The organism is Desulfuromonas versatilis (assembly GCF_019704135.1).
Lineage (GTDB): Bacteria > Desulfobacterota > Desulfuromonadia > Desulfuromonadales > NIT-T3 > Desulfuromonas_A > Desulfuromonas_A versatilis.
The window spans coordinates 1476165-1500906 of sequence record NZ_AP024355.1; the positions used below are offsets into that span (position 1 = coordinate 1476165).

Consider the following 24742-nt stretch of genomic DNA (forward strand, 5'->3'; position numbering starts at 1 on the left):
GGGGGCGCGTCGTGCTCCTCGGCTAATCCGTGTCGAATCGCTCGGAGGGTTCCAGATCGTGATCCACCGACACCTGGATGCTGGTTCCGCATCGAGGGCAGATGCGAACTTTTCGGATCGCCACATCCTTGGCATGATGACGAATCCGCCGATCACAATCGGGGCATTTTAAAAAGATATAACCCATCAACATGGCTGAGTCCTTTTTCCTTATACCGAGCCCAATGGTGGGGTATAGCGTATTAAAATGCAAGTGAAAATTTTCATAATGATTGGCTATGCGTGGGTTGTTAGCTGGAAAAAGGCGGTCTCTCGAGGGGCCGAACACGGATGGAGGGCTGGGAAATTTCCGGGAACCTGCGGGAAGAACGACAACGGCGAGGCCGGCTCAGCCACCAGGGCACCAGCCCGGGAGCGGCTTCGGGTGGTTATTGCGGTGGGGCAAGAGCCGCCAGCTTACGTACCAGCTGGATCGTTTCGCCCTGGCCGGCCAGAAAGAGCTGCTCGTCGAGAACCGAGGCGAGGATGGCGTCGGTGGTCAGGGGGTTGGCCAGTACGGCCCGAAAGACGGTGATCGAATCGCCACCGTAGCGGGCGGGAGCCAGGCGGGTACGGGAGACGAAGGATCGGCCCGCCGCGCGCTGGACTTTCTGCACGGTTTCGGTGATCTGATCCAGCAGGGCGTTGATCCGGGAGACTCTTTCCTGCGGGGCTTCGGCCAGGGCCGCCTGCAGCCAGGCCGGGTTGTAGCGGTAGGTGAGGATGTTGAGCTCCGGAGCGGTGACCAGCTCGAAGTCGGGATGGGCCTCGATCATGGCGGCGAAGCGGCGGGCCCGCTCGATCCCCTGGTCCATGAGCAACTCGTAGCCCTTGCGGCCGATGATCGCCAGGCCGGCATGCACCAGCATGGCCATGCCCGGGCGCGAGCCCTCCAGGGTGTGGCTGCCCAAATCCCGGGAGCCGCGCCGGATGATGTAGGCCGCGTGGTGCTCGATGGCCGATAGGGCTGCCGGGTCTTTGAACACCACCATGCCGGCACCCATGGGGACGTAGAGTTGCTTGTGAGCATCCAGGGTGACCGAGTCGGCCCGTTCGATGCCGCGCAGCAGGCCGCGGTGGGTCCGGGAGAAGAGGGTCGGCCCACCCCAGGCGGCATCGACGTGGAAGTGGCAGCCCAGCTCCCCGGCGAAATCGGCCAGGGCCTCGAGGGGGTCGACGTTGCCGGTTTCGGTGGTGCCGGCGATGCCGACCAGGGCCAGCGGGAGAATCCCCTCGTCGGCCAGTCGGCGACTGTACTCCCTCAATCGGCGCAGGTCGATGCGGTTGTGCTCGTCGGTTTCCACCCTGATCAGGTTGTCGCGGCCGATCCCCAGCAGGTCGGCCGCCTTGCCCAGCGAGTAGTGGCCCCGGCGCGACACCAGGATCGCCAGGCCGCTGCAGTCCAGGTGGCGCAGCGCCCCGGCCAGCCCTTCGCGGGCGATGCCGCGAAACTCGCCGGATGGAGCGCACAGGCGGTTGCGCGCCGTCCACAGGGCGGTGATGTTGGCCACCGTCCCTCCCGAGCAGAAGGCCCCCAGGGCATGATTGCTGTCGTGGATGAAGCGTTCGTAGAAGCGGTCCTCGCGGTCGTAGACCAGGCGGTGGAGCATGGCCAGCACCTGCCGTTCCATGGGGGTGAAGGCCTTGGAGGTCTCCACTTTGACCAGGTTCTGGTTCAGGGCGATCATGATCCTTGAGAGCGGCAACATGAAGTAGGGGATGGCCGAGGTCATGTGGCCGATGAAGCTCGGCGAGGCGGTGTGCACCGACTGGGCGACCAGGGTCTCTTTGAGAAACGCCGTGTAGTCCGAGACGAAGGTCGGCTCCTCGGGCACCCGGGAATCGCTGAAATCCCCCTCGATCTCGCTCATGTCCCGCTCCAGGGCGACGATGTGCTCCTGGAGAAAACCTGCCAGATTGTCGCTGATGGCCTGGTCGATCCTCCCCAGGGTGGAGTCGGGAGCCTCCGGAATGGTGAAGATCCGGTACAGGTTCTCCAGGTTGGCCTGGGCGAGTTCTTTGCTTCTGGGCATGGCGGGCCTCGAGAGGAGTCAGGAATCAGGGGCCAGGAGCCGGAGGCCGATTCTCATTGGTATTTTTACCCAGTATATGCCAAATTCTACCTGTTGCTAAACCCCCGCGGCCTGGAACGCGGCGCTGACGATCGCTTTGGCCTCGGTCAGGATAAGCTTCAGGTGCTCCTCGCCCTTGAAGGACTCGGCGTAGATCTTGTAGATGTCCTCGGTCCCCGAGGGGCGCGCCGCGAACCAGCCGTTGGCGGTGGTGACCTTGAGCCCGCCGATCTCGGCGCCGTTGCCCGGGGCGCGGGTGAGTTTGGCGGTGATGGCCTCGCCGGCCAGGGTGTCGGCTGTGACCTGCTCGGGCGAGAGCCTGCCGAGCACCGCCCGCTGCGCGGCGCTGGCTTCGGCGTCGATGCGGGTGTAGACGGGGGCACCGAATTTGCCGACCAGCTCCTGGTAGTGCTGGGCCGGATCGCGGCCGGTCACCGCGGTGATCTCGGCGGCCAGCAGGCAGAGGATGAAACCGTCCTTGTCCGTCGACCAGACGCTGCCGTCCTTGCGCAGGAAGCTCGCCCCGGCGCTCTCCTCGCCGCCGAAGCCGAAAGAGCCGTCCACCAGCCCGTCGACGAACCACTTGAAGCCGACCGGGACCTCGGCCAGAGGCCGCCCCAAATCGGCCGCCACCCGGTCGATCATCGACGAGGAGACCAGGGTCTTGCCCACCGCCGCGTCGGTGCGCCATCCCTTGCGGTTGCCGAACAGGTAGTGGATCGCCACCGCCAGGTAGTGGTTGGGGTTCATCAACCCCGCCGAGGGGGTGACGATGCCGTGCCGGTCGAAGTCCGGGTCGTTGCCGAAGGCGATGTCGAAATCGTCCTTGAGCCCGATCAGCCCCGCCATGGCGCAGGCCGAGGAGCAGTCCATGCGGATCTTGCCGTCCTTGTCCACGCTCATGAAGCTGAAAGTGGGGTCGGGGTGGCCGTTGAGCACTTCGATATTCAGCCCGTATTTTTCGGCGATGGGACGCCAGAAGCCGAGGCCCGAGCCGCCCAGGGCGTCGGCGGCGATGCGCAGGCCGGCCTTTTTGATCGCCTGCATGTCGATGACGTTTTCCAGGTCGGCGACGTAGGGGGTGACAAAATCGTGGAAAGCGGTGGTCGCCGCCGCCAGGGCCTGGTCGTAGCTCAGGCGCTTGACCCCCTGCAGCCCCTGGCGCAGGTAGCCGTTGGCGCGATCGGCGACCCAGGCGGTCACGTCGGTGTCGGCCGGGCCGCCGTTGGGTGGATTGTACTTGATGCCGCCGTTGTCGGGCGGGTTGTGCGAGGGGGTGATGACGATGCCGTCGGCCAGTTGCCCCTGGCGCCCCTTGTTGTGGCTGAGGATGGCGTGGGAAATCACCGGGGTGGGGGTGTATTGCAGGTTCTCGGCGATGCGCACCTGCACCCCGTTGGCGGCCAGTACCTGCAGGGCGCTGGCATGGGCCGGCTCCGAGAGGGCGTGGGTGTCCATTCCCAGAAACAGGGGGCCGTCGGTTCCGGCCTGGGAGCGGAAGTCGCAGATCGCCTGGGTGATGGCGAGGATGTGGGCCTCGTTGAAGGTCCCCTTCACCGAAGTGCCGCGGTGGCCCGAGGTGCCGAAGGAGACCTGCTGGGCATCCACCTGCGGATCGGGCTGCCGGGTGTAGTACTCGGTAATGATCCTGGGGATGTTGGGAAGGATCGATTTCGGTGCCGGCTGACCCGCCAGAGGGTGAAGCGCCATGCTTGATTCTCCTTGTGTTTGGCAATATCTTTAATGGGGTAAATCTCTTTTACTGAATCCCCGAGTGTAGCCGGTGCAAGAATTCTGTCAAGGATCAAGGTGGCCGCCGGCTTCCGAATAAATACGGAGGAAAATCTAATGCGCGATATTTCGGTCAAGCACAACCCGCCGCGCGCCGAGTTGGAAAAGCTGGGGGTGTTCTCCTGGCCGATCTGGGAAAAGGATGTCTCCGACTTCCCCTGGACCTACGGCGAGCGGGAAGTCTGCTATCTTCTCGAGGGGGAGGTGACGGTCACCCCCCAGGGGGGTGGGCCGGTTACCTTCGGCACAGGGGACCTGGTGAGCTTTCCCGCCGGCATGTCCTGCTTCTGGCAGGTGACCCGGGCGGTGCGCAAGCACTACCGTTTCGGCTGAAGCCGGCCTGAGGGGGCAAGGGATGGAATGCCGCGTGGGGTGCGCAGCCTGCTGCATCGCGCCGTCGATATCCTCGGCGATTCCCGGGATGCCGCAAGGCAAGCCCGCAGGGGAGCGCTGCGTCCAGTTGACCGCCGATAACCGCTGCCGGCTGTTCGGTTCGGCCATGCGTCCCGCGGTCTGCCGACAGCTGCGTCCCGCCGCAGAGATGTGCGGGGAGAGTGCCGCCCAGGCGCTGGCTTACCTGGAGCTGCTGGAGCGGCAAACCGGACCCTGCAAGGAAACAAGCTGACCCGATGTCCCCCTTTTCGGGCCGCTCGCCTGGGGGCAGCCAACCATCCTTGCCGGGAGGGAGGATTCGTTCCATGCTCAAATTGCTGCTCAGATCCCTGGGCCTCTGGTTGTTGCTGATTCCCGTGGCGATAGCCAATGCCGGGATCCGCGAAAAGCTGCTTGTCCCCCTGCTGGGAGAGGGCCTGGCGCTGCCGGCCAGCGGACTGCTGCTGTCTTTACTGATCCTGGCGCTTACCCTCGTGCTGCTGCCGCTGTTTCGCGGGGCGTGCGCCGCCCACTACCTTCTGGTTGGTGGGTTGTGGCTGGCTTTGACCTTGGCCTTCGAACTCGTCATGGGGCGGGTGGTCATGGGGAGGTCCTGGGGCGAGGTGGCGCAGGTATTCAACCTTCGGCAGGGGAACCTGATGCTGCTGGTGTTGCTCACCACCGCCCTGGCCCCATATCTGGCTGCGCGCTTGCGGGGGCGGCTATAAAACGGATTGCCTGTGACGAAAAGTGCCGACTCCGGCAGGCTAAGCCGAGCCGGTAGCAGGCAACAACCATCCTGATCTGCAAGGACCTCCATGAAAAGACGTACCGTTTGTGAATTTGTCCGCAAAGCCGAACTTTGGCCGCTGGTCGATGCCTGGTCTGGCGAAACCGGCTTCAGGCTGTGGCGCGAGGAAGGGGACCGGCGCATCTACCGCAAAGGGGCCTGGCTGTTGACCGCTCCGGCCTTTGTCGAGATCAGCCAACGGCAGGGCAGGGTGAGGATCGAGGCCTGGGTCAAGGCGGATTTTTTCCTGGTGCTCAGCCTGCTCAGCGGCCGTTCCGCCGAAGCGGGTATCGAATCGGGCGGCCTGACCGCCGCGGTGCCCCGCAAGCGGGCCCGGGCCGCATTGAACATTCTGCTGGGGCGCCTGGGCCAGAAACCGATTGGCTAGTTTCCCTCCCCCCCCCGGTGGGAGCGCTCCCGGCAATGGAGCTGTTCCCAACCGGAGCAGTGGCTGTTCCATTTTCCCCCGGGGAATCGAGACAAAATGGGCCAGAATGTCCCACCTGTTTGGCGCACATGTGCACACCTGACCCATGGGTGTGTGTCATGGGTGGCACGCGTAAATTGAAAGTTGTGAAAATTCAACAGCTTGAAGATTTGGCAAGATTGGCACGAGTTTGGCTAGGGAACAGGGGTGAAACCTTGAGGCATGCGTCGCGGCCTGTGGCGGATGCCGCACAATATTTTCCCCGCGTCCAAACAAAGGAGACAGAACAATGGGAGAACCGGCCAAAGCATTCTGGATCAACGAACCCGAGGAAGTTGAGGAAGCCGTCGAGTCGAGCTTCGAAGACATCGCCTGCATCTGCACCGGCCTGCCCGACGACTGCTGGAAATTCGGTTCCGACTAAACCTCCACCCCCTGTAGTGTTGAGTTCAGCAGCACAAGGCATTACCCCAGGAGTACTTAGATGAAAAGCTTTACCCGCAACCTTTGCTTGTCCCTGGTCTCGGTGGCGATCCTAGGCGGCACGGCCCTGGCCTCCCCCGCCAATCTGCCCGATTTCGACCAGGTCAGCAAGGACAACGACCGGGTCATTTCCAAGCATGAGGCCGTTCAGGCCAATATCCCGGCCGAATTCTTCCTGCGTGCCGACCAGAACCATGACGGTGTGCTGCAAAAGGAGGAGTACGACAAGCTGAAGGCCGAAAAGGCGCCGGAAACCGCGGCCAAGTAGTCGCGCCGACCAGCCAGCAGTCATCAGCAAAAGCCGGAAGCCACCCTCGCGAGGGTGGCTTCCGGCTTTTTGGGGGGCTGCTTCGGGCAGCCTTATTTCTTTTCTACCAGGTACCCGCCGTCCACCCAGGCCTTCCAGCCTCCTTGGAGGGCGTAGACCCGAGTGTATCCCATTTCCTTGAGTTTCAGCGCCACACTGGCGCTGGTGCCTTCGCTCGGTCAGGCACAGTACAGGACCAGTTTCTGGGTCCGAGGGTACTTCCCTGACCACTTCTCCGGGGAGGCCCCGTCCTCTCTGGCGGCGCCGGGGATTTTCCCGTCGCTGCTTTCCCAATCCGCTGCCCGACGCACGTCGATGATCACCAGGTCGGCGGACCCGAGTTCGGCCTGCAGCTCCGCGGGGGTGATCCGCGGAACCAGGTCCGCGGCGGGAACCTGCCCCAGGCAGCCCAGGAGCATCCCCGCGGCAAGTAGTGTTACCAAAAGCCAGCGTATGGTCATTGGTTCTCCTTTCAAAAGTTTTTGTGCACACCGATGGGATAACGCTATCATCCGTTAAGGATTTGGCAAGGGGGGGGCCGGCTGGCCCTGTTCAACGTCCGCCACAATCTGCTATTGTTGGACGGAAGACCTGCACCAAGGAGACGAAAAGTGTTTGCTGACGAAAATATTTCCCTGGAGTGTCCCTACTGCGGCGAGGCCATTTACCAACCGTTGAGCTGGTTCCAGAAGGCCTATTCCACTTGTCCGGTCTGCCAGAAGGGCTTGGCAGCCGGCCAGTTTGCCGCCAGGGTCAAGGAAATCGAGCAGGCGCTCGATGCCCATATCGAGGAGATGGTGGGCGGGGCGCGAAAAACCGGCTGCTGCGGCGGGAAATCTTCCTGCTGTTGAGGAATCCGAAAAGGCAGGATCAGGATTTACTGTAGATTTGATCCAAGAAGGAGGGCTGGAGTTCCAAAATGAAACGCATTGGCGTAATTGTCGGGGCGTTTGCCCTATTACTGCTTCTGGCCTTCGGCGGGTGGATTCTGAGCCGGCCCGAGCGCGGCACCACCGGCGCGGTCAGCACCAAGTTCCGCCTGCTTGGGCCCAACGACAAGATCGTGGTCGACGGTTTCGACGATCCCAAGGTCAAGGGGGTGGCCTGCCATGTGAGCCGGGCGCAGACCGGCGGGATCAAGGGGGGGATCGGCATCGCCGAAGACACCAGCGATGCCAGCATCGCCTGCCGGCAGGTGGGGCCGATCTCTTTCGTCGGCGAGCTCAGGGACGGGGAGCAGGTTTTCGATGAGCGCCGCAGCGTTCTGTTTAAGAAACTGCAGGTGGTGCGCTTTTTCGACCCTGAGCGCAACGTGCTGGTCTACGTCTCCTACAGCGACCGGGTGATCGAGGGGAGCCCGAAAAACAGCATCAGCACCGTGCCGATCATGCCCTGGCCACAGAAGTGACCATCGGCCGCCGTGCTGCCGGAAGAGAACGATGAAGCAGGTGCCTCTGCAGATCCGGGTCGAATGCTATGCCGGGTACCGTGGCGAGGAGACCCCGCGGCGCTTCTTCCTCGGCGCGCGGAGGATCGAGATCGCCGAGTTGCTCGATCGCTGGCTGGGTGAGGACCACCGCTATTTCAAACTCCGCAGCGTCGAAGGCGATCTATACATCCTGCGCCATGACCCCCGGGCCGGCTGCTGGGAATTGACCTTTTTCGAAGCCAAAAACAGAAGTCCCGACATTCCGCCCTTATCCCGCCTTTTCTGATTTTATCAGCGTGCCATTGCCTTTCCTGATTTATCAGGTTCTCACTGCATCTGCCGGCAGCCGGTCTCCCGGGTCAGCGCCACGCAGACCAGCGCCAGCACCGCCCAGACCAGCATCAACGAAAACCCGGTGCGGAAGGCGCTCAACTCGTAGATCCTGGCCCCCCCGGCCATCGCCCCCTGCCACTTGCGGTCGAGCATCCAGCCCACGGCGGGCTGCAGCAGCATCGGGCCGAGCATCGAACCCATGTTGCAGACCCCGGCCGCGGTGCCGGCCAGGTGTGCCGGGACCGACTCCTTGGCGAAGGCGAAGCCGATGATCATGCAGCCGGCGGCGAAGCCGATGACGATCAGCAGGGCGACCAGGACGGCGTAGGGGAGGGCCGGAACCAGGATGACCACCGCCCAGCCGGCGGTCAATACCGCACAGCCGGCCACATAAAGGGGCTTGCGCAGGCCGATGCGGTCCGACAGGCCGCCGCAGACCGGGCCGCCCACCGCCCAGGCCAGCAGCAGAGTCGAACAGAGCGCCGCCGCTTCCGGCGCGCCCAAGCCGTAGTGGGTGGTCAGAAAGGGAACTCCCCAGAGCCCGGCGAAGGTGAGAATGCTGCCGGCCACCGCCCCTGGGGCGAACAGCAGCAGCCAGGTGTTGCGGTAGCTGAAGACCTGCCTGAGGCCTTCGATAATCCCGGTGCGGGGCGTCCCGCTGGGTGCCTTGGGGGCGTAGCTGGCGTAGCCCCGCTCCCCAGGGTCGTCGCGAACGATGATCCAGATCGCCACCGCCACCAGCAGAGGCAGGACGCTGGCGGCGAGCATGACCGGCCTCCAACTGTAGGCGACCACCAGCAGGCGCAGCGGAGTGCCGGCGAAGACCGCGCCGAGAATCCCCAGAAACAGGGCCATTCCGGAGGCGAGGGCGAACTGGCGTGGGGCCATCCAGAGGCTGGAGAGCTTCATCATGGCGACGAAGGCCACCGCCACCGAGCCGCCGATCAGCAGCCGGCCCGCGCAGGCCCAGAACAGCCCGTCGGCCAGGGCGAAGCAGAGGCTGCCGACCCCCGCCACCGCCGCCCCCGCGGTCAGCAGGCGGCGCGGCCCCCAGCTGTCGGCGAGCAGGCCGGTGGGGATCTGCATGGCCACGTAGCTGTAGAAATAAAAGGCCGAAAGGTTGCCCAGGGCCGCGGCCCCCAGCGTGAACTCGCTCATCAGCTCGGCGGTCATGACCCCGGGGGCGACCCGCTGGAAGAAGCCGATGATGTACAGGGCGGCGCCCAGGCCCCAGACGGTCCAGGCCAGGCGGGCGGGGGGGAGCTTGGTTGAATGCATAAAACCTCGGTGAAGATGTCGGGATGCGCCAACTCCGGCGTCGGGACCTTTTGCTTCCCGCCAAAATATTAAAACGCTGTTCTCTTGTCAAACCCTAAACTTCCGGGCATAATACGGCATTTCATGAACGCAGCCTGCCGGCTGACTTGCTGGGTCCCCATTTTTTCCCCAAGGAGCGCCTCATGCCCATCATCGCCATTGAAGGTCCACCCATCGCCGCCCCTGCCGTCCGCCGCCAACTGGTCGAGGAGCTCACCGCCGCGGCGGCCAAAGCCTATGCCCTGCCGCCTGAGAAGATCATCGTGCTGATTCGCGAGAACAGCCCGGAGCAGGTCGCCGTGGGGGGCGTGCTGATCGCCGATCGCAAGTAGCCCTTCCAACGACTCACCTCTGACAGGAGACCACTTTGAACATCAAACGCCACCGCCATCTATTGGCCATTGCCCTGACCCTGCTGGTTGTCGTGCTGATGAACGTCGACTGGACCCCCCGGGAGAAAAAAGAGGCTGTCGGAAACACGGCGACGCAATTTCTCGAACTGATCGACGCGGGGCGCTACGGCGAGGCCTGGGATGAAGCGACGGGCTTTCTGCAGCAGAACATTCCCCGCGACCGGTGGATCGGCAAGGTCGCCGGCGAACGGGAGGGGATCGGGGCGCTGCTCGAGAGATCCCTGAGCGAAACCGGTTTTACCAGCGAGGCCTCCGGCGGCCCCGAGGGCGAGTACGCCGTGCTGGTTTATCAGTCCAGGTTCCAGCACAAGGGGCAGGCCAGCGAAAAGGTGACCCTGCTGCTGGGCAGCGACGCCGTCTGGCGGGTCGCCGGCTACTTTATCGAATAGGTTCATGGGGGCAGTTCCGCCGGATCGGGACCTGCCCCCTTTCCTCCCCCCACCGCCGCCGACCTGGTTTCAGGCGGCCGGTTCCCCCGCCTTCGAATCCCTCCCCCCGTGGATTGGCGCCCGATTCCCACTTGTTGGTAAAATGAGATAAGAAGCATCGGATATCTCGGCGCATGTCCCCGAAACTTCTGCAGAAGATCGGTTGCCTGTCGTTCCGGGGCGGCAGTTCACCGGGGAAGGAGCGATCATGAAACGCATAGGTACGCTGCTGTTGGGGCTGGTTCTGACCCTGGCCGGCTGTGCCCCCGTGATGGGCCCTCACGAACAGGGCGGCACCCTGCTCGGGGCGGCAACCGGGGCCCTGGCCGGGTCGCAGATCGGTGACGGACGCGGCAGGCTGGTGGCGGTGGCCATCGGCAGCCTGGCCGGTGCGCTGATCGGTCAGGGTGTCGGCCAGTCCCTCGACCGGGCGGACCAGCTGACCATGCAGAGGAACGCCCGGGTCGCCCTCGACCAGGGGCGCCCCTATCTGGCCTCCACCTGGGTGAACCCCGACACGGGCAGTTCCGGGTCGGTCACCCCGGTCAGGACCTTCGGCACCACCGATGGCCGCTATTGCCGGGAATACCTCCAGAATGTGCTGGTCGGCGGGGTACAGCAGCAGGCCTACGGCACCGCCTGCCGGCAGGCCGACGGCAGCTGGCTGATCGTGGCCAACAACCCGGTGAGCGACTATCGGCCGGTCACCACCGTCTATCAGACCCGCTACGCCCCCTCTGGCTATTACGGGGGATACTATTATCCCTGGTACTACAGTCCGGTGCGGCTGTTCTTCAGCCTCGGCTACTTTCATCATGGCCACCACGGCAGGCACCACCTGCATGGCGGACATCACTTCAAGGGCGGGCATCACTTCCGCGGCGGAAACCACTTCAGAGGGGGGCACCACTTCAAGGGGGGACATCATTTCAGGGGCGGGCACCACTTCAAAGGGGGGCACCAGCTGCGCGGCGGTGGGCATGGCTGGCAGCGCCGGTAGGCAGCCAAGCCGGGGACGGATTTGAATGGTAAACTGAAGGATAGATCAGCACGGCCTCCCGGGAAGGGAGGCCTTCTTTTCCCCGAGGAGGGCCCCATGACCACCCCGATGCAGCAGCTCAGCCCCCTGCGCAACACCACCCAGGCCGAGGAACCCGAGGCTCTGGCCGAAGAGCAGCTCCGGCATTTCGGCATCGACCCTCGGGGCGAATACGGCCAGACTCTGCTCAGGCTGACCCGCAGCCTCTACGAAGCACAGGCGGGCACCGCGGAGTTGTGGCGGATCACCACGGCGACCCTCGGCCGACTGGATCGCGGCGATCGCATCGCTTACTTCAACGCCAAGCGCTTCGTCTCGTTTCAGTTGGCCAAGATCCTCGACACCCTGCAGAACCCCCTGCGCAGCACCTACCAGTCGATCAGCGTGCGCGAGCACGGTTTCGCCTGCAAGGGGGCCTACCCGCTGTTCGACAACGTCGCCGCCATCTTCAGCTCCACCCCGGTGATCACCCGCACCGCCACCTACCTGTTCGCCTGCACCGAATGGGTGGAGGACGCCTTCAAGGGGCGCGAACCGCTGCTCGAGATCTACTCGCGATTGCTCAACCCGACCTCGATCAGCCTGGCCAATCACATGGTCGATCTGGAGGCCGGCCCCATGGCCGGCCAGTACCTGGCCTGGAACTTCAATTCGGGGATGGCCGCCATCGACGGGGTGCTGGCCCACCTGGTCGGCGCCCGCGACGTGGTGCTGGCCAGCCGCAACGTCTATGGGGGCACCTACCAGTTGCTGCACGACTGGTACGGCAAGAAGAGCAACCTCGACCTGGCCATCGAGTGGTTCGACGGCTTCGACGGCGCCGCCTTCGCCGCGGCCCTGGCGGCGACCCGGAAAAAATACGCGAGCCGCCTGGCCGAGGGGCGGCGGATCTACGTCTACCTCGAATCTCCCTGCAATCCCCACGGCAACGTGCTCGACGTGCCGGAGATCAGCCGGCTGGCCCATCGCGAGGGCTCCCTGGTGATCTGCGACGCGACCGTCGGCACCCCCTTCCTGCAGCCGGTGCTGCGCCGTGCCGACCCGGCCGAACGCCCCGACTTCGTCATCCACTCCTACACCAAGGACCTCTGCGGCAGCGGCACCACCACCGCCGGGGTGGTCATCGCCCGCAACGAGCGGATGTTCCTGCCCAAGGGGGAGAGCGCGACCATCGACGGCCCCGATGGCCGGCCCGAGACCATCCCCTGGGACGAGACCCTGTTCTGGAACGTCTACTACGTGAAAGGGGCTTTTCTCGACGCCGACAAGGCCTTCGAGGTGCTCAGCGGCCTGCGCACCTTCGAAAGCCGCGTGCTGCAGAAGGGGATCAACACCCTGGTGCTGGCCCGCGCCCTCGACCGCCATCCGGACATCAACGTGCACAGCCCGGCCGCCGAGGGGCACCCAAACGCGCCGCTGCGCGAACGGCTCATGTATCTGGGGCTGCCCGCGCCCCTGTTCACCATCGACTTCGAAGGCGGCGGCGGGCACCCCCCGGTCCCCCGCGAGTCCTTCAAGCGCTTTTTCGACTGGCTCGAGCCGGCGGTGGGGCTGCAGGTCAGCCTCGGCCAGACCAACACCATCGCCCTCTGCCCGGCCCTGACCAGCCACTCGGAACTCTCCGCCCAGGCCCTCGCCGAGGCGGGGATCGCGCCCACCACCATCCGCATCTCCGTGGGGCTCGAGGATCCCAGGGTGCTGATTGCCCATTTTCTCAAGGCCGCCGAGCTGACCATCGAGCCCGCCGTCCCCGGGTTCTGCGCCGGGTTCCCCACGGGGGAGGAGATTGACCGGCTCTACCGCGGCATCTATCTCGAATACCACCGGCGCTTCATCGATGCCCAGCCGGATTTTGCTGAGCTGGCGACCTGAAGGAAATAGGCAATATTCCATGACCTGGAAGAGGGAAGGTGCCCACGCGAAGGCGCGAAGAACGAGAAGTTGTCAAAAAAAAATCTGCCGAAAAAAACGGCATCAACCTGTCGGAGGTGTTTTTCCTTCGCGGCCTTCGCGCCTTCGCGTGAGACACGCTTTCCCCATTCACCGTTTCAGTCAACCGTCTTCAGCACGTGCAGCCGAACCCGTGCTACGCCCTGCTGAAGCATGCCGATGGCCTTGGCCGCGCGGCGGGTGAGGTCGATGATGCGGCCGGAAACGAAGGGGCCGCGGTCGTTGATGCGCACGTCGACGCTCTTGCCGTTTTCCAGGTTTTGCACGCGCACCCGCGTGCCAAAGGGGTAGCTGCGGTGGGCGGCGGTCAGGGCGTTCTGGTCCAGGCGCTCGCCGCTGGCGGTGCGGCGCCCCTGGAACTTGTCGTGGTAATATGACGCCAGCCCCACGGCGCCGGGCGCGGAAGGCTCCTCCTTGGGCGCAACCACCAGGCCGCAACCGGAAGCCAGAAGTCCGCATAGGGTAAGGGCGAAGAGAAGCAGAAGGTTTTTCTTCATCGCATAACACCTGCCCGCACAAGATTCAAACCTGTCAGTCTGAGCGGTTCACATCCCTCCCTGAGAGGGGGCGGCCTGTAACCAGTCTACTTGATCGGGGAGAACGGGCAAAGGAAGGCGGCATAACCCGTGAAGATCTTCCACAGCGACATACTCTCCTTTCCCCTCCACCCGAACCAGGATTTTCTCGTCGCCAAATACGAACTGCTGATCCGGCGCATCCTTTCCGCCGGCTTCGCCAGACCTCGGGAGCTTCTCACACCGCCCGAGGCCACTCTGGAGGAGATCACCCGGGTCCACGATCCCGACTACGTGGAGCGGCTGCTGAAGGGGCAATTGTCTCCCCGGGAGCTCCGCGAGGTGGGGCTTCCCTGGTCCCCAGGGATTATCGAGCGGGCGCGCCGCTCGACAGGGGCCACCATCGAGGCTTGCCGGTGGGCGCTGCGCGAGGGGGTGGCCCTGCACCTGGGTGGCGGCACCCACCACGCCTTTCGCAACCGGGCCAAGGGGTTCTGCTGGCTCAATGACTGCGCCATTGCCGCCCGGGCGATGATCGCCGAACAACGGGTGCGGCGGGTGCTGATACTCGACTGCGATGTCCACCAGGGTGACGGCACGGCGGCGATTTTCCGGGGCGACCCGGACGTGTTCACCTTTTCCATCCACGGCAGCTCCAGCTACCCCTACCACCGCAAGCCCGGCGATCTCGACATCGACCTGCCCAGCGACACCGGCGACCAGGCCTACCTTCAGGCCCTGGAAGCAGGGCTGAAAACCGCCCTGGAGCGGTTCACCCCGGAGTTGGTCATCTATCTGGCCGGCGCCGACATCTACGAGGGCGACCGCTACGGGAGCCTTTCTCTCAGCCTGGATGGGATCGGGCTGCGCGACCGGCTGGTCTTCGACTGCTTCGCCCGCTCCGAAACCCCGCTGGCGGTCACCCTGGCCGGCGGTTATTCCGCGCAGATCGAGGACGCGGTGGAGATCCACTTTCAGACCGCCCGTATCGCTTTCGAGTACCACCAGCGACGAAATGTCCGAATATCGGAATAAATGCAGAAGTGTGCAGGGAGTGATTAGGGAAGGTCTTTTGAATCGAACCGGATGACAGGAGAGAGGTTCGCTTGAACCCCCTCCGCCTTGAAGGGGGAGGGGGTTCGTTCAATCATTGCCAGTCGAGGATCACCTTGCCCGACTCTCCGGAGCGCATCACCTCGAAGGCCTGCTGGAAGTCGCTGAGCGGAAAACGGTGGGTGATCATCGGCGTCAGATCGAGGCCGGCCTGCACCAGGCTGGCCATCTTGTACCAGGTCTCGAACATCTCCCGCCCGTAGATCCCCTTGAGGGTCAGCCCCTTGAAGATGATCTTGCTCCAGTCTACCGGCATCTCCTCCGGCGGGATGCCGAGGATGGCGATCTTGCCGCCGTGGTTGATGGTCTCGAGCATCTCGCGCAGGGCCGAGGGGACGCCGGACATCTCCAGCCCCACGTCGAAGCCCTCGGTCATCCCCAGCTCCGCCTCCACCCTGGTCAGCGATTCCCGGTCGACGCGCACGGTGCGGGTGGCGCCCATGCGCCCCGCCAGTTCGAGCCGGTAGGGGTTGATGTCGGTGACCACCACGTGGCGCGCCCCGGCGTGGCGGGCCACCGCGGCGGCCATGATGCCGATGGGCCCGGCGCCGGTGATCAGCACGTCCTCGCCCACCAGGTCGAAGGAGAGGGCGGTGTGCACGGCGTTGCCGAAGGGGTCGAAGATGGCCGCAAGTTCGTCGGAGATGCTCTCGGGCAGCTTGAAGGCGTTGACCGCCGGCAGCACCAGGTATTCGGCAAAGGCGCCGGCGCGGTTGACGCCCACCCCGATGGCGTTGCGGCACAGGTGGCGGCGGCCGGCCCGGCAGTTGCGGCAGTGGCCGCAGGTGACGTGCCCCTCGCCCGAGACCCGGTCGCCGATCCGAAAGCCGCTGACCTCCTGGCCCACCGCGGCTACCACCCCGGCGTATTCGTGGCCGATGGTCATGCCGATGGGGATGGTCTGCTGCGACCACTCGTCCCAGTTGTAGATGTGGATGTCGGTGCCGCAGATGGCGGTCTTGGTGATCTTGATCAGCAGGTCGTTGTGGCCGATCTCGGGGATCGGCACCTCGTGCATCCAGATGCCCGGCTCGGGCTTGAGCTTGGCCAGGGCCCGCATGGTCTTGCCGCTCATCGGATCACCCCCAGTTCGCGGCCGACCCGGGTGAAGGCCGCCACCGCCTGGTCGAGCTGTTCGCGGCTGTGGGCGGCGGAGATCTGGGTGCGGATGCGTGCCTGCCCCTTGGGGACCACCGGGTAGGAGAAGCCGATGACGTAGATCCCCTCCTCCAGCAGCCTGTCGGCCATGCGCCCTGCCAGGGCGGCATCGCCGATCATCACCGGGATGATCGGGTGGTCGGCGCCGGCCAGGGTGAAGCCGGCCTTGCTCATCTGCTCGCGGAAATAACGGCTGTTCCCGGCCAGCTGCGCGCGCAGCTCGTCGCCGGCTTCGAGCATCTCCAGCACCCGCAACGAGGCGTAGACCACCGCCGGAGCCAGCGCGTTGGAGAAGAGGTAGGGGCGCGAGCGCTGGCGCAGCCACTCGACGATTTCCCGGCGCCCGGAGGTGTAGCCGCCGCTGGCCCCGCCCAGGGCCTTGCCGAGGGTCCCGGTGAGGATATCGACCCGCTCCATGACCCCGTGGTATTCGTGGGTGCCGCGCCCCCGCTCGCCCAACACCCCCACGGCGTGGGAGTCGTCGACCATCACCAGGGCGTCGTAGCGCTCGGCCAGCTCGCAGATGCGCGGCAGATCGGCGATCACCCCGTCCATGGAGAAGACCCCGTCGGTGGCGATCAGCCGAAAGCGCGCGTCGCGGCTCCGCTTGAGACAGTCCTCGAGCTCGGCCATGTCGTTGTTGGCGTAGCGCAGGCGGCGGGCCTTGCTCAGGCGGATGCCGTCGATGATGCTGGCATGGTTGAGGGCGTCGCTGATCACCGCGTCCTCTTCGCCGAGCAGGGTTTCGAAGAGCCCGCCGTTGGCGTCGAAGCACGAGGAGTAGAGGATGCTGTCCTCGGTGCCCAGATAGTGGCTGAGGTTCTGCTCCAGCTGTTTGTGGGTGTCCTGGGTGCCGCAGATGAAGCGCACCGAGGCCATGCCGAAGCCGCGCTCGTCGAGCCCGCGCTTGGCGGCCTCGATCAGCGCCGGGTGGTTGGCCAGCCCCAGGTAGTTGTTGGCGCAGAAGTTGATTACCTGCTCGCCCGAGGCGATGCGGATCTGGGCGCTCTGCGGCGAGTGGATCTGCCGTTCGTCCTTGTAGAACCCCTCGCCGCGCAGCTCCTCGATCTGCCTGGCCAGGTGCTGGTAGATTTTTCGGCTCATGAAAACCTCCGGCGGGCTACCCCTGCGACAGGCTGATCTCCACGTGCAGCTCGTCGGCCACCGTGGCGAGCCCCTCCTCGATGGCGCGCAGCGCGGTCCCCGCGGGGAGCTGGACGTGGATGTCCATCAGGTAGACGGCGGTGCCGCTTTCCGGGGAGGCCTGGGCCTGGGATTTGAGGTCGACGATGTTGACGGCGTTTTTAGCCAGGTACTGGCTGATCTTGTAGACGATCCCGGCCTGGTCGAGCCCCTCCACGTGGATAGTGGCTGCGGCGGCGGCGCGGGGAGCTTTGGCCTGGCGCGCCGGCAGCGGGCGGATGAAGGCCGAGATCTCCTTGTCCAGATCGAGCCGTTCGCATTCCTGGAGCAGGGTCTCCTCGACCCCCTCCTGGTTACAGGAGAACAGCAGGTTGAGGGTGAACTCGTCGGCCAGCATGGTCATGGCGGTGTCTTCGAGGTTGCAGCCGTTTTCGTAGAGCATCCGGGTGACGTCGGCAACGATCCCGGGACGGTCCTTGCCAAAGGCGGTCATGATGAAGCGATTCTGCATTGCAGCCTCCGTGGGTGAGTTTGGGATGCTGCAAGCTTAATACACGGGGGGGAAAAAGCAAAGGGGCCATAAAGACACGCTTGGCCGGGCGGGGATGAAGGTTGACATTCCGTGGCGGAGGGATTATCAAGGTCTGGCTGAAAACGCAGCACCCCACAGGCATACACCCTCAGGGCTGGCTCTGAGCTCCCTCCCCTTCAAGGGGAGGGCAGGGGTGGGGATGGGCCTGGCACGGCAGGTCGGCACCCCATCCCCCTCCCGACCTCCCCCTTGAAAGGGGAGGAGGTTAGTGCACCAATAACTATTGGACAGCAAGAAAAAGGCTGGTTTTTGCGGCGCGGCGCTCCGCCCTGCAAGGAAGGTTTTCAATCCATGAAACTGGTATCGTTCAACGTCAACGGCCTCCGCTCGCGCCTGCACCAGCTCGAGGCGGTGGTGACCAAGCACCGGCCCGACATCATCGGCCTGCAGGAGACCAAGGTGCAGGACGTCGATTTCCCCGTCGCCGCCATCGAGGCTCTCGGCTACCGGGTGGCCTTTCACGGCCAGAAGACCCACTACGGGGTGGCGCTGCTCTCGCGCCAGGAGCCCATCGAGGTGCAGCTCGGCTTCCCCGGCGACGGCGAAGACGCCCAGCGGCGCCTGATCCGCGGCTGGTTTCGGCTGGCCGACGGTTCGACCCTGCAGGTGATCAACGGCTATTTCCCCCAGGGGGAAAATCGCGAGCACCCGGTCAAATTCCCCGGCAAGCAGCGTTTTTACGCCGATCTGCAGGCATGCCTGGAACAGGGCTGCGACCCTGCGACCCCCCTGGTGGTGATGGGCGATTTCAACATCGCCCCGGTCGATCACGATATCGGCATCGGCGAGGACAACGCCCGGCGCTGGCTGCGAACCGGCAAGACCAGCTTTCTTCCAGAAGAGCGCGGCTGGTTTCAGGCTCTTCAGTCCTGGGGGCTGCACGACAGCTTTCGCGAACTGAACCCCGGGATCGACGACCGCTTCAGCTGGTTCGACTACCGCAGCCGCGGCTTCGAGAGCGATCCCCGGCGCGGCCTGCGCATCGACCACATCCTGCTCACCGCCGGGTTGATGGAGTCCTGCCGGGAGGCCGGCATCGACTACGAGATCCGCGCCATGGAAAAGCCCTCCGATCATTGCCCGGTGTGGGCGGATCTCGAACTGGGCTGAGCACTGCTGCCTCCCCTCCAAGGGGAGGGCCAGGGTGGGGAGGGGCTCCGCTAATCCTTGGTCTCCGTCTTGCATAACCCAGCCGAAATCCGGCGGGTGCCAAAAATCCGCCGGATCGCCTCATTGCCGGGAGGATGCGGATGGCCCCAGAGACCAGTCAGAAAATAGTAACGCTCAAGGAACTGCTCGCCCGCATGCAGGAAGAAAAGAACTTTCCTGCCGTCTCCCGGCACATCTCCGAAATCAACGCCAAGGCCTCCCCCAACAGCAACTCCTCGGCCCACCAGCTGGCCGAGCTGGTACTCAAGGACTACGCCCTGACCAGCAAGCTGCTGCGGGTGGCCAACTCTGCCCTGTTCGGCCAGTTCTCCGGGCAGATCTCCACCATCTCCCGTGCGGTGGTCGTGCTCGGTTTCGAACAGGTGCGGCTGGCCGCAACGGGCCTGATCTTTTTCGAACACCTGCAGGACAAGGCCCGCTCCCATTACCTCAAGGAGGCGGTGCTCGCCTCGTTTCTGAGCGGCATCCTGGCGCGCGAACTGGCCCGTCACCTGCGGCTGGAGGGGGGGGAGAGGTATTTCATCGGCGCCATGTTCCACGGCTTCGGCCGGCTGCTGGCGATGTACTACTTTCCGCAGGAATACGAGGTTTTCCAGGAGCTGACCAGGGCAGGGGAGGGTTCGGAGGAAAAGGCCAGCCGCAGGGCGCTGGGCATCTCCTTCACCGAGTTGGGCATCGGGGTGGCCCGCTCCTGGGGGTTGCCCGAGATCATCATCGGCAGCATGAAAAAACCCCGCCCCGAGGACCTGGAGAAGAAAACCGGCAAGGCCGATCACCACCAGTGCCTCTCCGGCCTGGCCAACGAGCTTTGCGCGCTGACCATGAACCTGCCGGTTCAGGAGCGCCCCGCCCGTCTTCAGGAACTGCTGAAGAGATACAAGGAACTCTACCCCGTCCCGCAAAAGAAGATCCTGGAGATGCTGGACGGCGCCCTTTCGGAAATGGAAAAGTTCTCCGACGTCCTGAGCCTCAACCGGGCCGATCTCGCGCTGCTGAATAAACGCAAGTTTGCCGGGGACGAAGAGGAGGGGAGGGCGGCCGCCGAACCCGAGCTGGTGGAGGCGCCCGCTGCTTCGGCGCTGAAGAAATTCCAGGTCAGGGAGCCCGCGCAGCGCATCCACCGCGATGCCGACCCCGAGGACCGGCGTCAGCACCTGATGGCGGGGATCCAGGAGATCACCAACGTCATGCTGGATGATTTCGCCCTCGACCAGATCCTCAACATGATACTGGAAACCGTCTACCTGGGGATCGGCTTCGACCGGGTCCTGCTGTTCATCAAGGACCCCCGCTCGGGCGCCATGCTGGCCCGCTTCGGGCTGGGCAAAAACACCCGCGAGCTGGTCAAGGGATTCAGCTTCCCCGTCGATGAGGGAGGCTCGGACCTGTTCAGCTGGGTACTCGCCGAAGGGCGCGATCTCTACGTCGGCAACATCTCCGATACCGCCGTCCGCGACCACAAGCCCCGCTGGTTTCGCGACGCCATCTTCTCCCCCAGTTTCGCCCTCTATCCCATCACCGTCGACAAAAAGTGCATCGGCCTGATCTACGGCGGCCATGACCAGCCGGGCGAGCACCTCGACACCCAGCAGCTCAATTCCATGAAGACCCTGCGCAACCAGGCGGCGCTGGCCATCAAGCAGTGCTATGCGGGTTAGGCGGTAGCCGCGATACCTTCCTCGTCAATCGATCCCATTCACCCCTCCACCTCCGAGCGGGCAAACGACAGCGCATCGCTCAGCCAGTCGTCGGTCTGCAGGACGGTTTCGCGCTGGCGGAAGGCCAGGCGCTGGGCGGCCTGCTGGGCGAGGGCTAGGGTTTTTTCGACGAGAGCGGCGGCCCCCGGGCGGTTTTCGGCGAGGGCCCGGGCCAGCAGGCGGCGGGCGGGCCGGGGGGCGAAGCGCCGCAGCAGTTCGTCGTCCATGCTGATGTAGCTGCGGGCGCTGCCGGGTTCGCCCTGGCGAGAGCAGCGGCCGATCAGCTGGCGGTCGATGCGGCCGGCCTCGTGGCGTTCGGAGACGATCACGTGCAGGCCGCCGAGTTCGGCCACCCCGCGGCCGAGGTGGATATCGGTGCCGCGGCCGGCCATGTTGGTGGCGATGGTCACGGCGCCGCGCTGGCCGGCGCCGGCGATGATCTGCGCCTCTTCGCGGTGGCGCACCGCGTTGAGCAGCTGGCAGGGAACCCCCTGGCCGGAGAGCATTGCGGCCAGCTCCTCGCTGGCCGCAATGCTGCGGGTGCCGACCAGCACCGGCCGCCCCGCCCGGTGACATTCCAAAACCTCGTCGGCAATCGCCCGCCATTTGCTCTGTCGGTCGGCATAAACGCGGCTCGGCAGAATCTCGCGGATGCAGGGCTTGTGGGTGGGGACGGCCAGCACCGGCAGGTTGTAGATATGCCAGAATTCGCCGGCCGCCTCCCGGGCGGTCCCGGTCATCCCCCCCAAATGCCGGAAGAACCGGAAAAACCGCTGAAAGCTGAGCCGGGCCAGGGTTTCGCTGGGGTCGGAGAGGGCCAGCCCCTCGCGGGCCTCGATGGCCTGGTGCAGGCCCTGGCGCCAGGTGCGCTGGGGCATGAGCCGCCCGGTGAATTCATCGACGATGACCACCTTGCCCTCCTCCACCACGTACTGCTTGCCTCGCCGGTAAAACTCCCGCGCGCTCAGCGCCGTGAGCACCAGCTCTTCGCGGCGGGCTTCGCCGCGCCAGAGCCCCGGCAGCTCTTCGGCCGCGGCGCCGAGCCGGGCGCGCCCCGCTTCGGTCAGGCGGATTTCGTGGTAGCGCTCCTCGCTGCGGTAATGCTCCCCGGGGACCAGGGAATCGGCGATCCGCTGGGCCAGCAGGCTGGTCTCGGTGAGCGCCCGGTTTTCCTGCGTCGCGGAGATGATCAGCGGGGTGACCGCCTCGTCGATCAGCACGCTGTCCGCCTCGTCGATGATCGCCGTGTCCAGCCCGCGCATCACCCGGGCGTCGTTCTGCACCGCGCGGGGGTCGAGCAGCCGGCGCAGCTGGCGGCGCGCCGCATCGCTGCAGAGCCCGGGCTGCAGCCGGTCGCGCAGAAAGTCGGCGAGCAGCTCCTTGCTGGTGGTGTAGACCACGCCCCGGGCGTAGTTGCTGCGCCGCTCCGCCGGCTCCATCTCTCCCCCCACCCAGCCGGCCGACAGGCCTGCAAAGCGGTAGAGAGGGGCCATGATCCCGGCATCGCGGGAGGCGAGGTAGTCATTGGCGGTGACCACGTGGCAGGGGCGGCCCGACCAGGCGGCGAGGATCGCCGGAAAACAGGCGGTGAGGGTTTTGCCCTCGCCGGTGGCCATTTCGGCCAGGCAGCCGTGATGGATGGCCAGGGCGCCGAGCACCTGCACCGGGTAGGGGCGCATCCCCAGGGTCCGTTCGGCGCTTTCGGCCAGCAGCGCCAGGGCCTCGGGGAGCTGGGCCTCGTACCCCTTTTGGCGCCGGCGGAAATGGGCCTGCATCTGCTGCAACTCCTCGCGCAGCCGGCGTTCGGAGAGCAGCCGCTGCTGCAGCGAGCGGGCGACGATCTGCTCGGCCTGCTCGCGGTAACGCTGCAGGGTGCGGCCGCCGCCGCGCAGCCGTCCCAGGGCGTCGTGAGCCCAGCGGTCGAGTCCCTTGGGCAGCTTGCCGGGGGTGGCGATGCGGGTGGCATGGTAGTCGCGGGCCGGCAGCATCATGTCTGGTAGCGCCTCTGCAGCAGCTGGCGCAGTTTGCGCGCCCATTGGCTCAGCAGGGGCTCGGCCGGCAGGCTGAAGCGGATGCGCCCCGACTGGCCGTGGAACAGCGCGGCATCTGACGGATTCTGCAGTTCGGCGAAGATCTGGAAAAACGGCTCCACGGTCTGCAGGCCGCTGTCGTCCTTGCCCGAGACGGGGATTTCGCCGCCGGCCAGCCAGCCGAGGGCGGCCGAAGGGAGCCGTTCGTGCTGGAAGGGGATGAAATCGCTCCGGCGGACCTTCAACGGCGAACCCGCCTGGCCGTTGAGGCGCACCTCGGCCTCGCCGGCAAGGCTGTCGCTGAACAGGTTGGCGGCTTCTTCCTGGGAGACCACCGCCGAGAACCGGAAGCTCTCCGGGTTGACGATCACCCCGAACTGGGTGCCGCGGGTCAGCCAGCTGCCGGCCAGCTCGGGGCTCTCCGGGGCCACCCAGACCCCCGCCTCGCCCGCCTTGATCAGCAGCGCCCGGCGCTGCCGCTCAAGCTTTTCGCGCCGCTGCTCCAAAGCCGCCAGGCGCTGGCGCAGCATCTCCCGCTCGGCGTCCCCCTCGGCGACAATGCTCTGCTGGCGCAGCGCCATAAGCTCCGCGCGCTGGGCGGCGACGGCCCGCAGTTCCAGCTCCAGCTCCGGGTTCTCCAGGCGCAGCAGCGGCGTGCCCCGCTCCACCCGGGTTCCGCTCGGCGCCAGGATCTCGGTCAGCTGCCCGGGGGCCTCGCTGGCGACCCGCAGGAAGGTCTGCGCCTCGAGGATCCCCGGTGCGCGGAACCCGCTCGGGAAGGGGACCACGGCCAGAAACAGCAGGCAGAAAAGGAGAGCCCCCAGGCTGACCGCCACGGCCCGCGGTCGGTTGCGGGCCAGGCGCGGGCTGGCGGCGAGGTAGCCGGCCAGGCGCCCGGCGGGCAGGATCCCCCAGGTGACCATGCAGAAGACGGCCATCAGCAGGCCGGCCAGCAGGAAGCGGTCGGCGACGAACAGGATGATGCCGCCGTAGACGATGATCCGGTAGAGGCCGCTGGCCAGGCCGTAGCCGGTCAGCCAGAGGGCCTCGCGACGGCTGCCGGCGGGGCTTTGGGCATGTTCGCAGCCGAACAGCCGGTGTTCGGCCAGGTATTTGAGCTGGGCGAAGGAGCGGGTGTTGAGGTTGGGGATGCCGGCCAGGTCGGAGAGGATGTAGTAGCCGTCGTAGCGCAGCAGCGGGTTGGCGTTGAACACCACCGTCGAGACCGAGGCGACCAGCATCATGTTGAAGGCGACGCTGTGCAGGGTGCCGGGGCCGGTGTTGGCCCAGAGCAGCGCGGCGCAGAAGGCGGCGAACAGCTCGAAGATCATCCCCGCGGCGCCGACCAGGATCCGCTGCCGGCGGCTGCGGAACGACCAGCTCGAGGTGGCGTCCATGTAGGGCAGGGGGGTGAAGACCATCAGCATCACCCCCATGGTGTGCACCTCGCCGCCGAAGCGCTTGCAGAGGGCGGCGTGGCCGATCTCGTGCAGCAGCTTGACCAGCACCAGGCCGGCGTAGAGCGGGATCAGATTGTCGAAGGCGAGCACGCTGCGCGCCTCGTGGGCCAGGGTATCCCAGTTTTCGAGGACCGCCTTGCCCGCCAGCAGGGCCAAAAGCATCCAGAGCGCCGCGGCCGCCGGGCCGGTCAGCCAGCGGATCAGCGCTTCGCTGCGGCGCAGCAGGTTTTCGGGATCGAGCAGCGGAATCCTGATGAACATCAGGTTGAGGAACTTGGAGCGGATCTCCCGCTGGCGCTTGTCCGAGTAGCGCTCGAACAGCCGCGCGCTGTCGGCGGGCAACTCGCAGAAGAGCAGGTTGGCGAAGTAAAGCTGGCCGAGCAGCGCGATCACGTCCTCCTGCCCGGGGGCGCCGTCGGGGTCGCGGGCCAGGCACTGCTCCCAGACCTGCCCCACGGTGCGCTCCGGGTGCAGGCGGATGGCGAATTCGTGGGCCTCGGGGCGCAGGCGGAAGAAGCTGTTGTTGAAGGGGTCGTGCAGGACGTACCACTTCTCCCCGCGGAACATCTGCCGGCGCACCCGCACGTTGGGGCGCAGCCCGATGCGCAGCTCGGCCACCCGGTGCCAGGATTCGCTGAATGTTCGTCCTTGGGAGTTCATGGCTGTCCTTTGAA

The 24742-nt window shown here is 65.5% G+C and carries 26 protein-coding genes; 16 read left to right on the plus strand and 10 right to left on the minus strand.

The genetic code is table 11. The features are described from left to right. Window positions 1-428 precede the first annotated feature (428 nt). A complete protein-coding gene (panP, locus tag DESUT3_RS06655; protein ID WP_221251643.1) occupies window positions 429-2072 on the minus strand; it encodes a pyridoxal-dependent aspartate 1-decarboxylase PanP in 1644 nt (547 codons plus the stop codon). A gap of 96 nt (window positions 2073-2168) precedes the next feature. Further along, window positions 2169-3821, minus strand: a complete 1653-nt coding sequence (gene pgm, locus DESUT3_RS06660; RefSeq protein WP_221251645.1) for a phosphoglucomutase (alpha-D-glucose-1,6-bisphosphate-dependent) — start codon at window positions 3819-3821, stop codon at window positions 2169-2171. Window positions 3822-3959: 138 nt separating this feature from the next. On the opposite strand from pgm, the gene DESUT3_RS06665 reads away from it, so the two are divergent. The 6 genes from DESUT3_RS06665 to DESUT3_RS06685 all read left to right on the plus strand — a co-directional run bounded on the left by DESUT3_RS06665 (window position 3960) and on the right by DESUT3_RS06685 (window position 6242). After that, on the plus strand, window positions 3960-4235 hold the full coding sequence (locus DESUT3_RS06665; RefSeq protein WP_221251647.1) for a cupin domain-containing protein: 276 nt from the start codon (window positions 3960-3962) through the stop codon (window positions 4233-4235). Between the two features lie 22 nt (window positions 4236-4257). After that, the gene (locus tag DESUT3_RS06670; RefSeq protein ID WP_221251648.1) at window positions 4258-4527 is read left to right on the plus strand and encodes a YkgJ family cysteine cluster protein; all 270 of its coding nucleotides are present in this window, start codon (window positions 4258-4260) and stop codon (window positions 4525-4527) included. 73 nt (window positions 4528-4600) lie between these two features. After that, window positions 4601-5002: a hypothetical protein gene (locus DESUT3_RS06675; protein WP_221251650.1), complete on the plus strand. Its 402-nt coding sequence runs from the start codon at window positions 4601-4603 to the stop codon at window positions 5000-5002. A 90-nt stretch (window positions 5003-5092) separates the two neighbouring features. Then, window positions 5093-5452 (plus strand): hypothetical protein, encoded by a 360-nt coding sequence (locus tag DESUT3_RS06680; RefSeq protein WP_221251651.1) that lies wholly within the window; start codon window positions 5093-5095, stop codon window positions 5450-5452. A gap of 328 nt (window positions 5453-5780) precedes the next feature. Next, entirely contained in the window at window positions 5781-5915 is a 135-nt protein-coding gene (locus tag DESUT3_RS21115; protein WP_264082191.1) for a hypothetical protein, read from the plus strand. Between the two features lie 60 nt (window positions 5916-5975). Beyond that, window positions 5976-6242, plus strand: a complete 267-nt coding sequence (locus DESUT3_RS06685; protein WP_221251653.1) for a hypothetical protein — start codon at window positions 5976-5978, stop codon at window positions 6240-6242. Between the two features lie 92 nt (window positions 6243-6334). On the opposite strand, the gene DESUT3_RS06690 is transcribed toward DESUT3_RS06685, so the two are convergent. Then, on the minus strand, window positions 6335-6742 hold the full coding sequence (locus DESUT3_RS06690; protein ID WP_318836001.1) for a rhodanese-related (seleno)protein: 408 nt from the start codon (window positions 6740-6742) through the stop codon (window positions 6335-6337). Between the two features lie 150 nt (window positions 6743-6892). Between DESUT3_RS06690 and DESUT3_RS06695 the strand changes: the two genes are divergently transcribed. The 3 genes from DESUT3_RS06695 (at window position 6893) to DESUT3_RS06705 (ending at window position 7996) form a co-directional block, all read left to right on the plus strand. After that, window positions 6893-7132 (plus strand): hypothetical protein, encoded by a 240-nt coding sequence (locus DESUT3_RS06695; protein WP_221251656.1) that lies wholly within the window; start codon window positions 6893-6895, stop codon window positions 7130-7132. Window positions 7133-7200: 68 nt separating this feature from the next. Then, complete coding sequence (locus DESUT3_RS06700; protein ID WP_221251657.1) at window positions 7201-7689, plus strand: CreA family protein; 489 nt, start codon at window positions 7201-7203, stop codon at window positions 7687-7689. Window positions 7690-7720: 31 nt separating this feature from the next. Continuing rightward, a complete protein-coding gene (locus DESUT3_RS06705) occupies window positions 7721-7996 on the plus strand; it encodes a hypothetical protein (RefSeq protein ID WP_221251658.1) in 276 nt (91 codons plus the stop codon). 41 nt (window positions 7997-8037) lie between these two features. Here the strand turns inward: DESUT3_RS06705 and DESUT3_RS06710 are convergent, their stop codons facing one another. Next, window positions 8038-9321, minus strand: coding sequence for an MFS transporter (locus DESUT3_RS06710; RefSeq protein ID WP_221251659.1), 1284 nt, complete (start codon window positions 9319-9321; stop codon window positions 8038-8040). Between the two features lie 182 nt (window positions 9322-9503). On the opposite strand from DESUT3_RS06710, the gene dmpI reads away from it, so the two are divergent. From dmpI to DESUT3_RS06730, 4 genes are all read left to right on the plus strand, one after another. Further along, entirely contained in the window at window positions 9504-9692 is a 189-nt protein-coding gene (gene dmpI, locus DESUT3_RS06715) for a 4-oxalocrotonate tautomerase DmpI (RefSeq protein WP_221251660.1), read from the plus strand. 35 nt (window positions 9693-9727) lie between these two features. Next, window positions 9728-10162 (plus strand): DUF4019 domain-containing protein, encoded by a 435-nt coding sequence (locus DESUT3_RS06720; RefSeq protein WP_221251661.1) that lies wholly within the window; start codon window positions 9728-9730, stop codon window positions 10160-10162. Between the two features lie 247 nt (window positions 10163-10409). After that, the gene (locus DESUT3_RS06725) at window positions 10410-11201 is read left to right on the plus strand and encodes an RT0821/Lpp0805 family surface protein (RefSeq protein ID WP_221251662.1); all 792 of its coding nucleotides are present in this window, start codon (window positions 10410-10412) and stop codon (window positions 11199-11201) included. A 96-nt stretch (window positions 11202-11297) separates the two neighbouring features. Next, window positions 11298-13112 carry a trans-sulfuration enzyme family protein gene (locus DESUT3_RS06730; protein WP_221251663.1) on the plus strand — a complete coding sequence of 605 codons (1815 nt, stop codon included), beginning with the start codon at window positions 11298-11300 and terminating at the stop codon, window positions 13110-13112. A gap of 176 nt (window positions 13113-13288) precedes the next feature. Here the strand turns inward: DESUT3_RS06730 and DESUT3_RS06735 are convergent, their stop codons facing one another. Next, window positions 13289-13687: a septal ring lytic transglycosylase RlpA family protein gene (locus tag DESUT3_RS06735; protein ID WP_221251664.1), complete on the minus strand. Its 399-nt coding sequence runs from the start codon at window positions 13685-13687 to the stop codon at window positions 13289-13291. A gap of 129 nt (window positions 13688-13816) precedes the next feature. On the opposite strand from DESUT3_RS06735, the gene DESUT3_RS06740 reads away from it, so the two are divergent. Further along, on the plus strand, window positions 13817-14740 hold the full coding sequence (locus DESUT3_RS06740) for a histone deacetylase family protein (protein ID WP_221251665.1): 924 nt from the start codon (window positions 13817-13819) through the stop codon (window positions 14738-14740). Between the two features lie 112 nt (window positions 14741-14852). Here the strand turns inward: DESUT3_RS06740 and tdh are convergent, their stop codons facing one another. Genes tdh through DESUT3_RS06755 form a run of 3 tightly spaced genes read right to left on the minus strand, consistent with a single transcriptional unit; the run spans window position 14853 to window position 17630 of the window. Continuing rightward, window positions 14853-15878 (minus strand): L-threonine 3-dehydrogenase, encoded by a 1026-nt coding sequence (tdh, locus tag DESUT3_RS06745; RefSeq protein WP_221252492.1) that lies wholly within the window; start codon window positions 15876-15878, stop codon window positions 14853-14855. An 11-nt stretch (window positions 15879-15889) separates the two neighbouring features. Next, entirely contained in the window at window positions 15890-17080 is a 1191-nt protein-coding gene (locus DESUT3_RS06750) for a glycine C-acetyltransferase (protein WP_221251667.1), read from the minus strand. A 16-nt stretch (window positions 17081-17096) separates the two neighbouring features. After that, on the minus strand, window positions 17097-17630 hold the full coding sequence (locus DESUT3_RS06755) for a glycine cleavage system protein R (protein WP_221251669.1): 534 nt from the start codon (window positions 17628-17630) through the stop codon (window positions 17097-17099). Between the two features lie 372 nt (window positions 17631-18002). On the opposite strand from DESUT3_RS06755, the gene xthA reads away from it, so the two are divergent. After that, window positions 18003-18821 (plus strand): exodeoxyribonuclease III, encoded by an 819-nt coding sequence (gene xthA, locus DESUT3_RS06760; protein WP_221251671.1) that lies wholly within the window; start codon window positions 18003-18005, stop codon window positions 18819-18821. 140 nt (window positions 18822-18961) lie between these two features. Continuing rightward, the gene (locus tag DESUT3_RS06765; RefSeq protein WP_221251673.1) at window positions 18962-20539 is read left to right on the plus strand and encodes an HDOD domain-containing protein; all 1578 of its coding nucleotides are present in this window, start codon (window positions 18962-18964) and stop codon (window positions 20537-20539) included. Window positions 20540-20577: 38 nt separating this feature from the next. Here DESUT3_RS06765 and DESUT3_RS06770 read toward each other — a convergent pair whose 3' ends face one another. Together DESUT3_RS06770 and DESUT3_RS06775 are read right to left on the minus strand one after the other, a co-directional pair. Next, window positions 20578-22569, minus strand: a complete 1992-nt coding sequence (locus DESUT3_RS06770; RefSeq protein WP_221251675.1) for a preprotein translocase subunit SecA — start codon at window positions 22567-22569, stop codon at window positions 20578-20580. Next, window positions 22566-24728, minus strand: coding sequence for a hypothetical protein (locus tag DESUT3_RS06775; protein WP_221251677.1), 2163 nt, complete (start codon window positions 24726-24728; stop codon window positions 22566-22568). Before DESUT3_RS06775 ends, DESUT3_RS06770 begins: the two co-directional genes overlap by 4 nt. Between the last annotated feature and the right edge of the window lie 14 nt (window positions 24729-24742).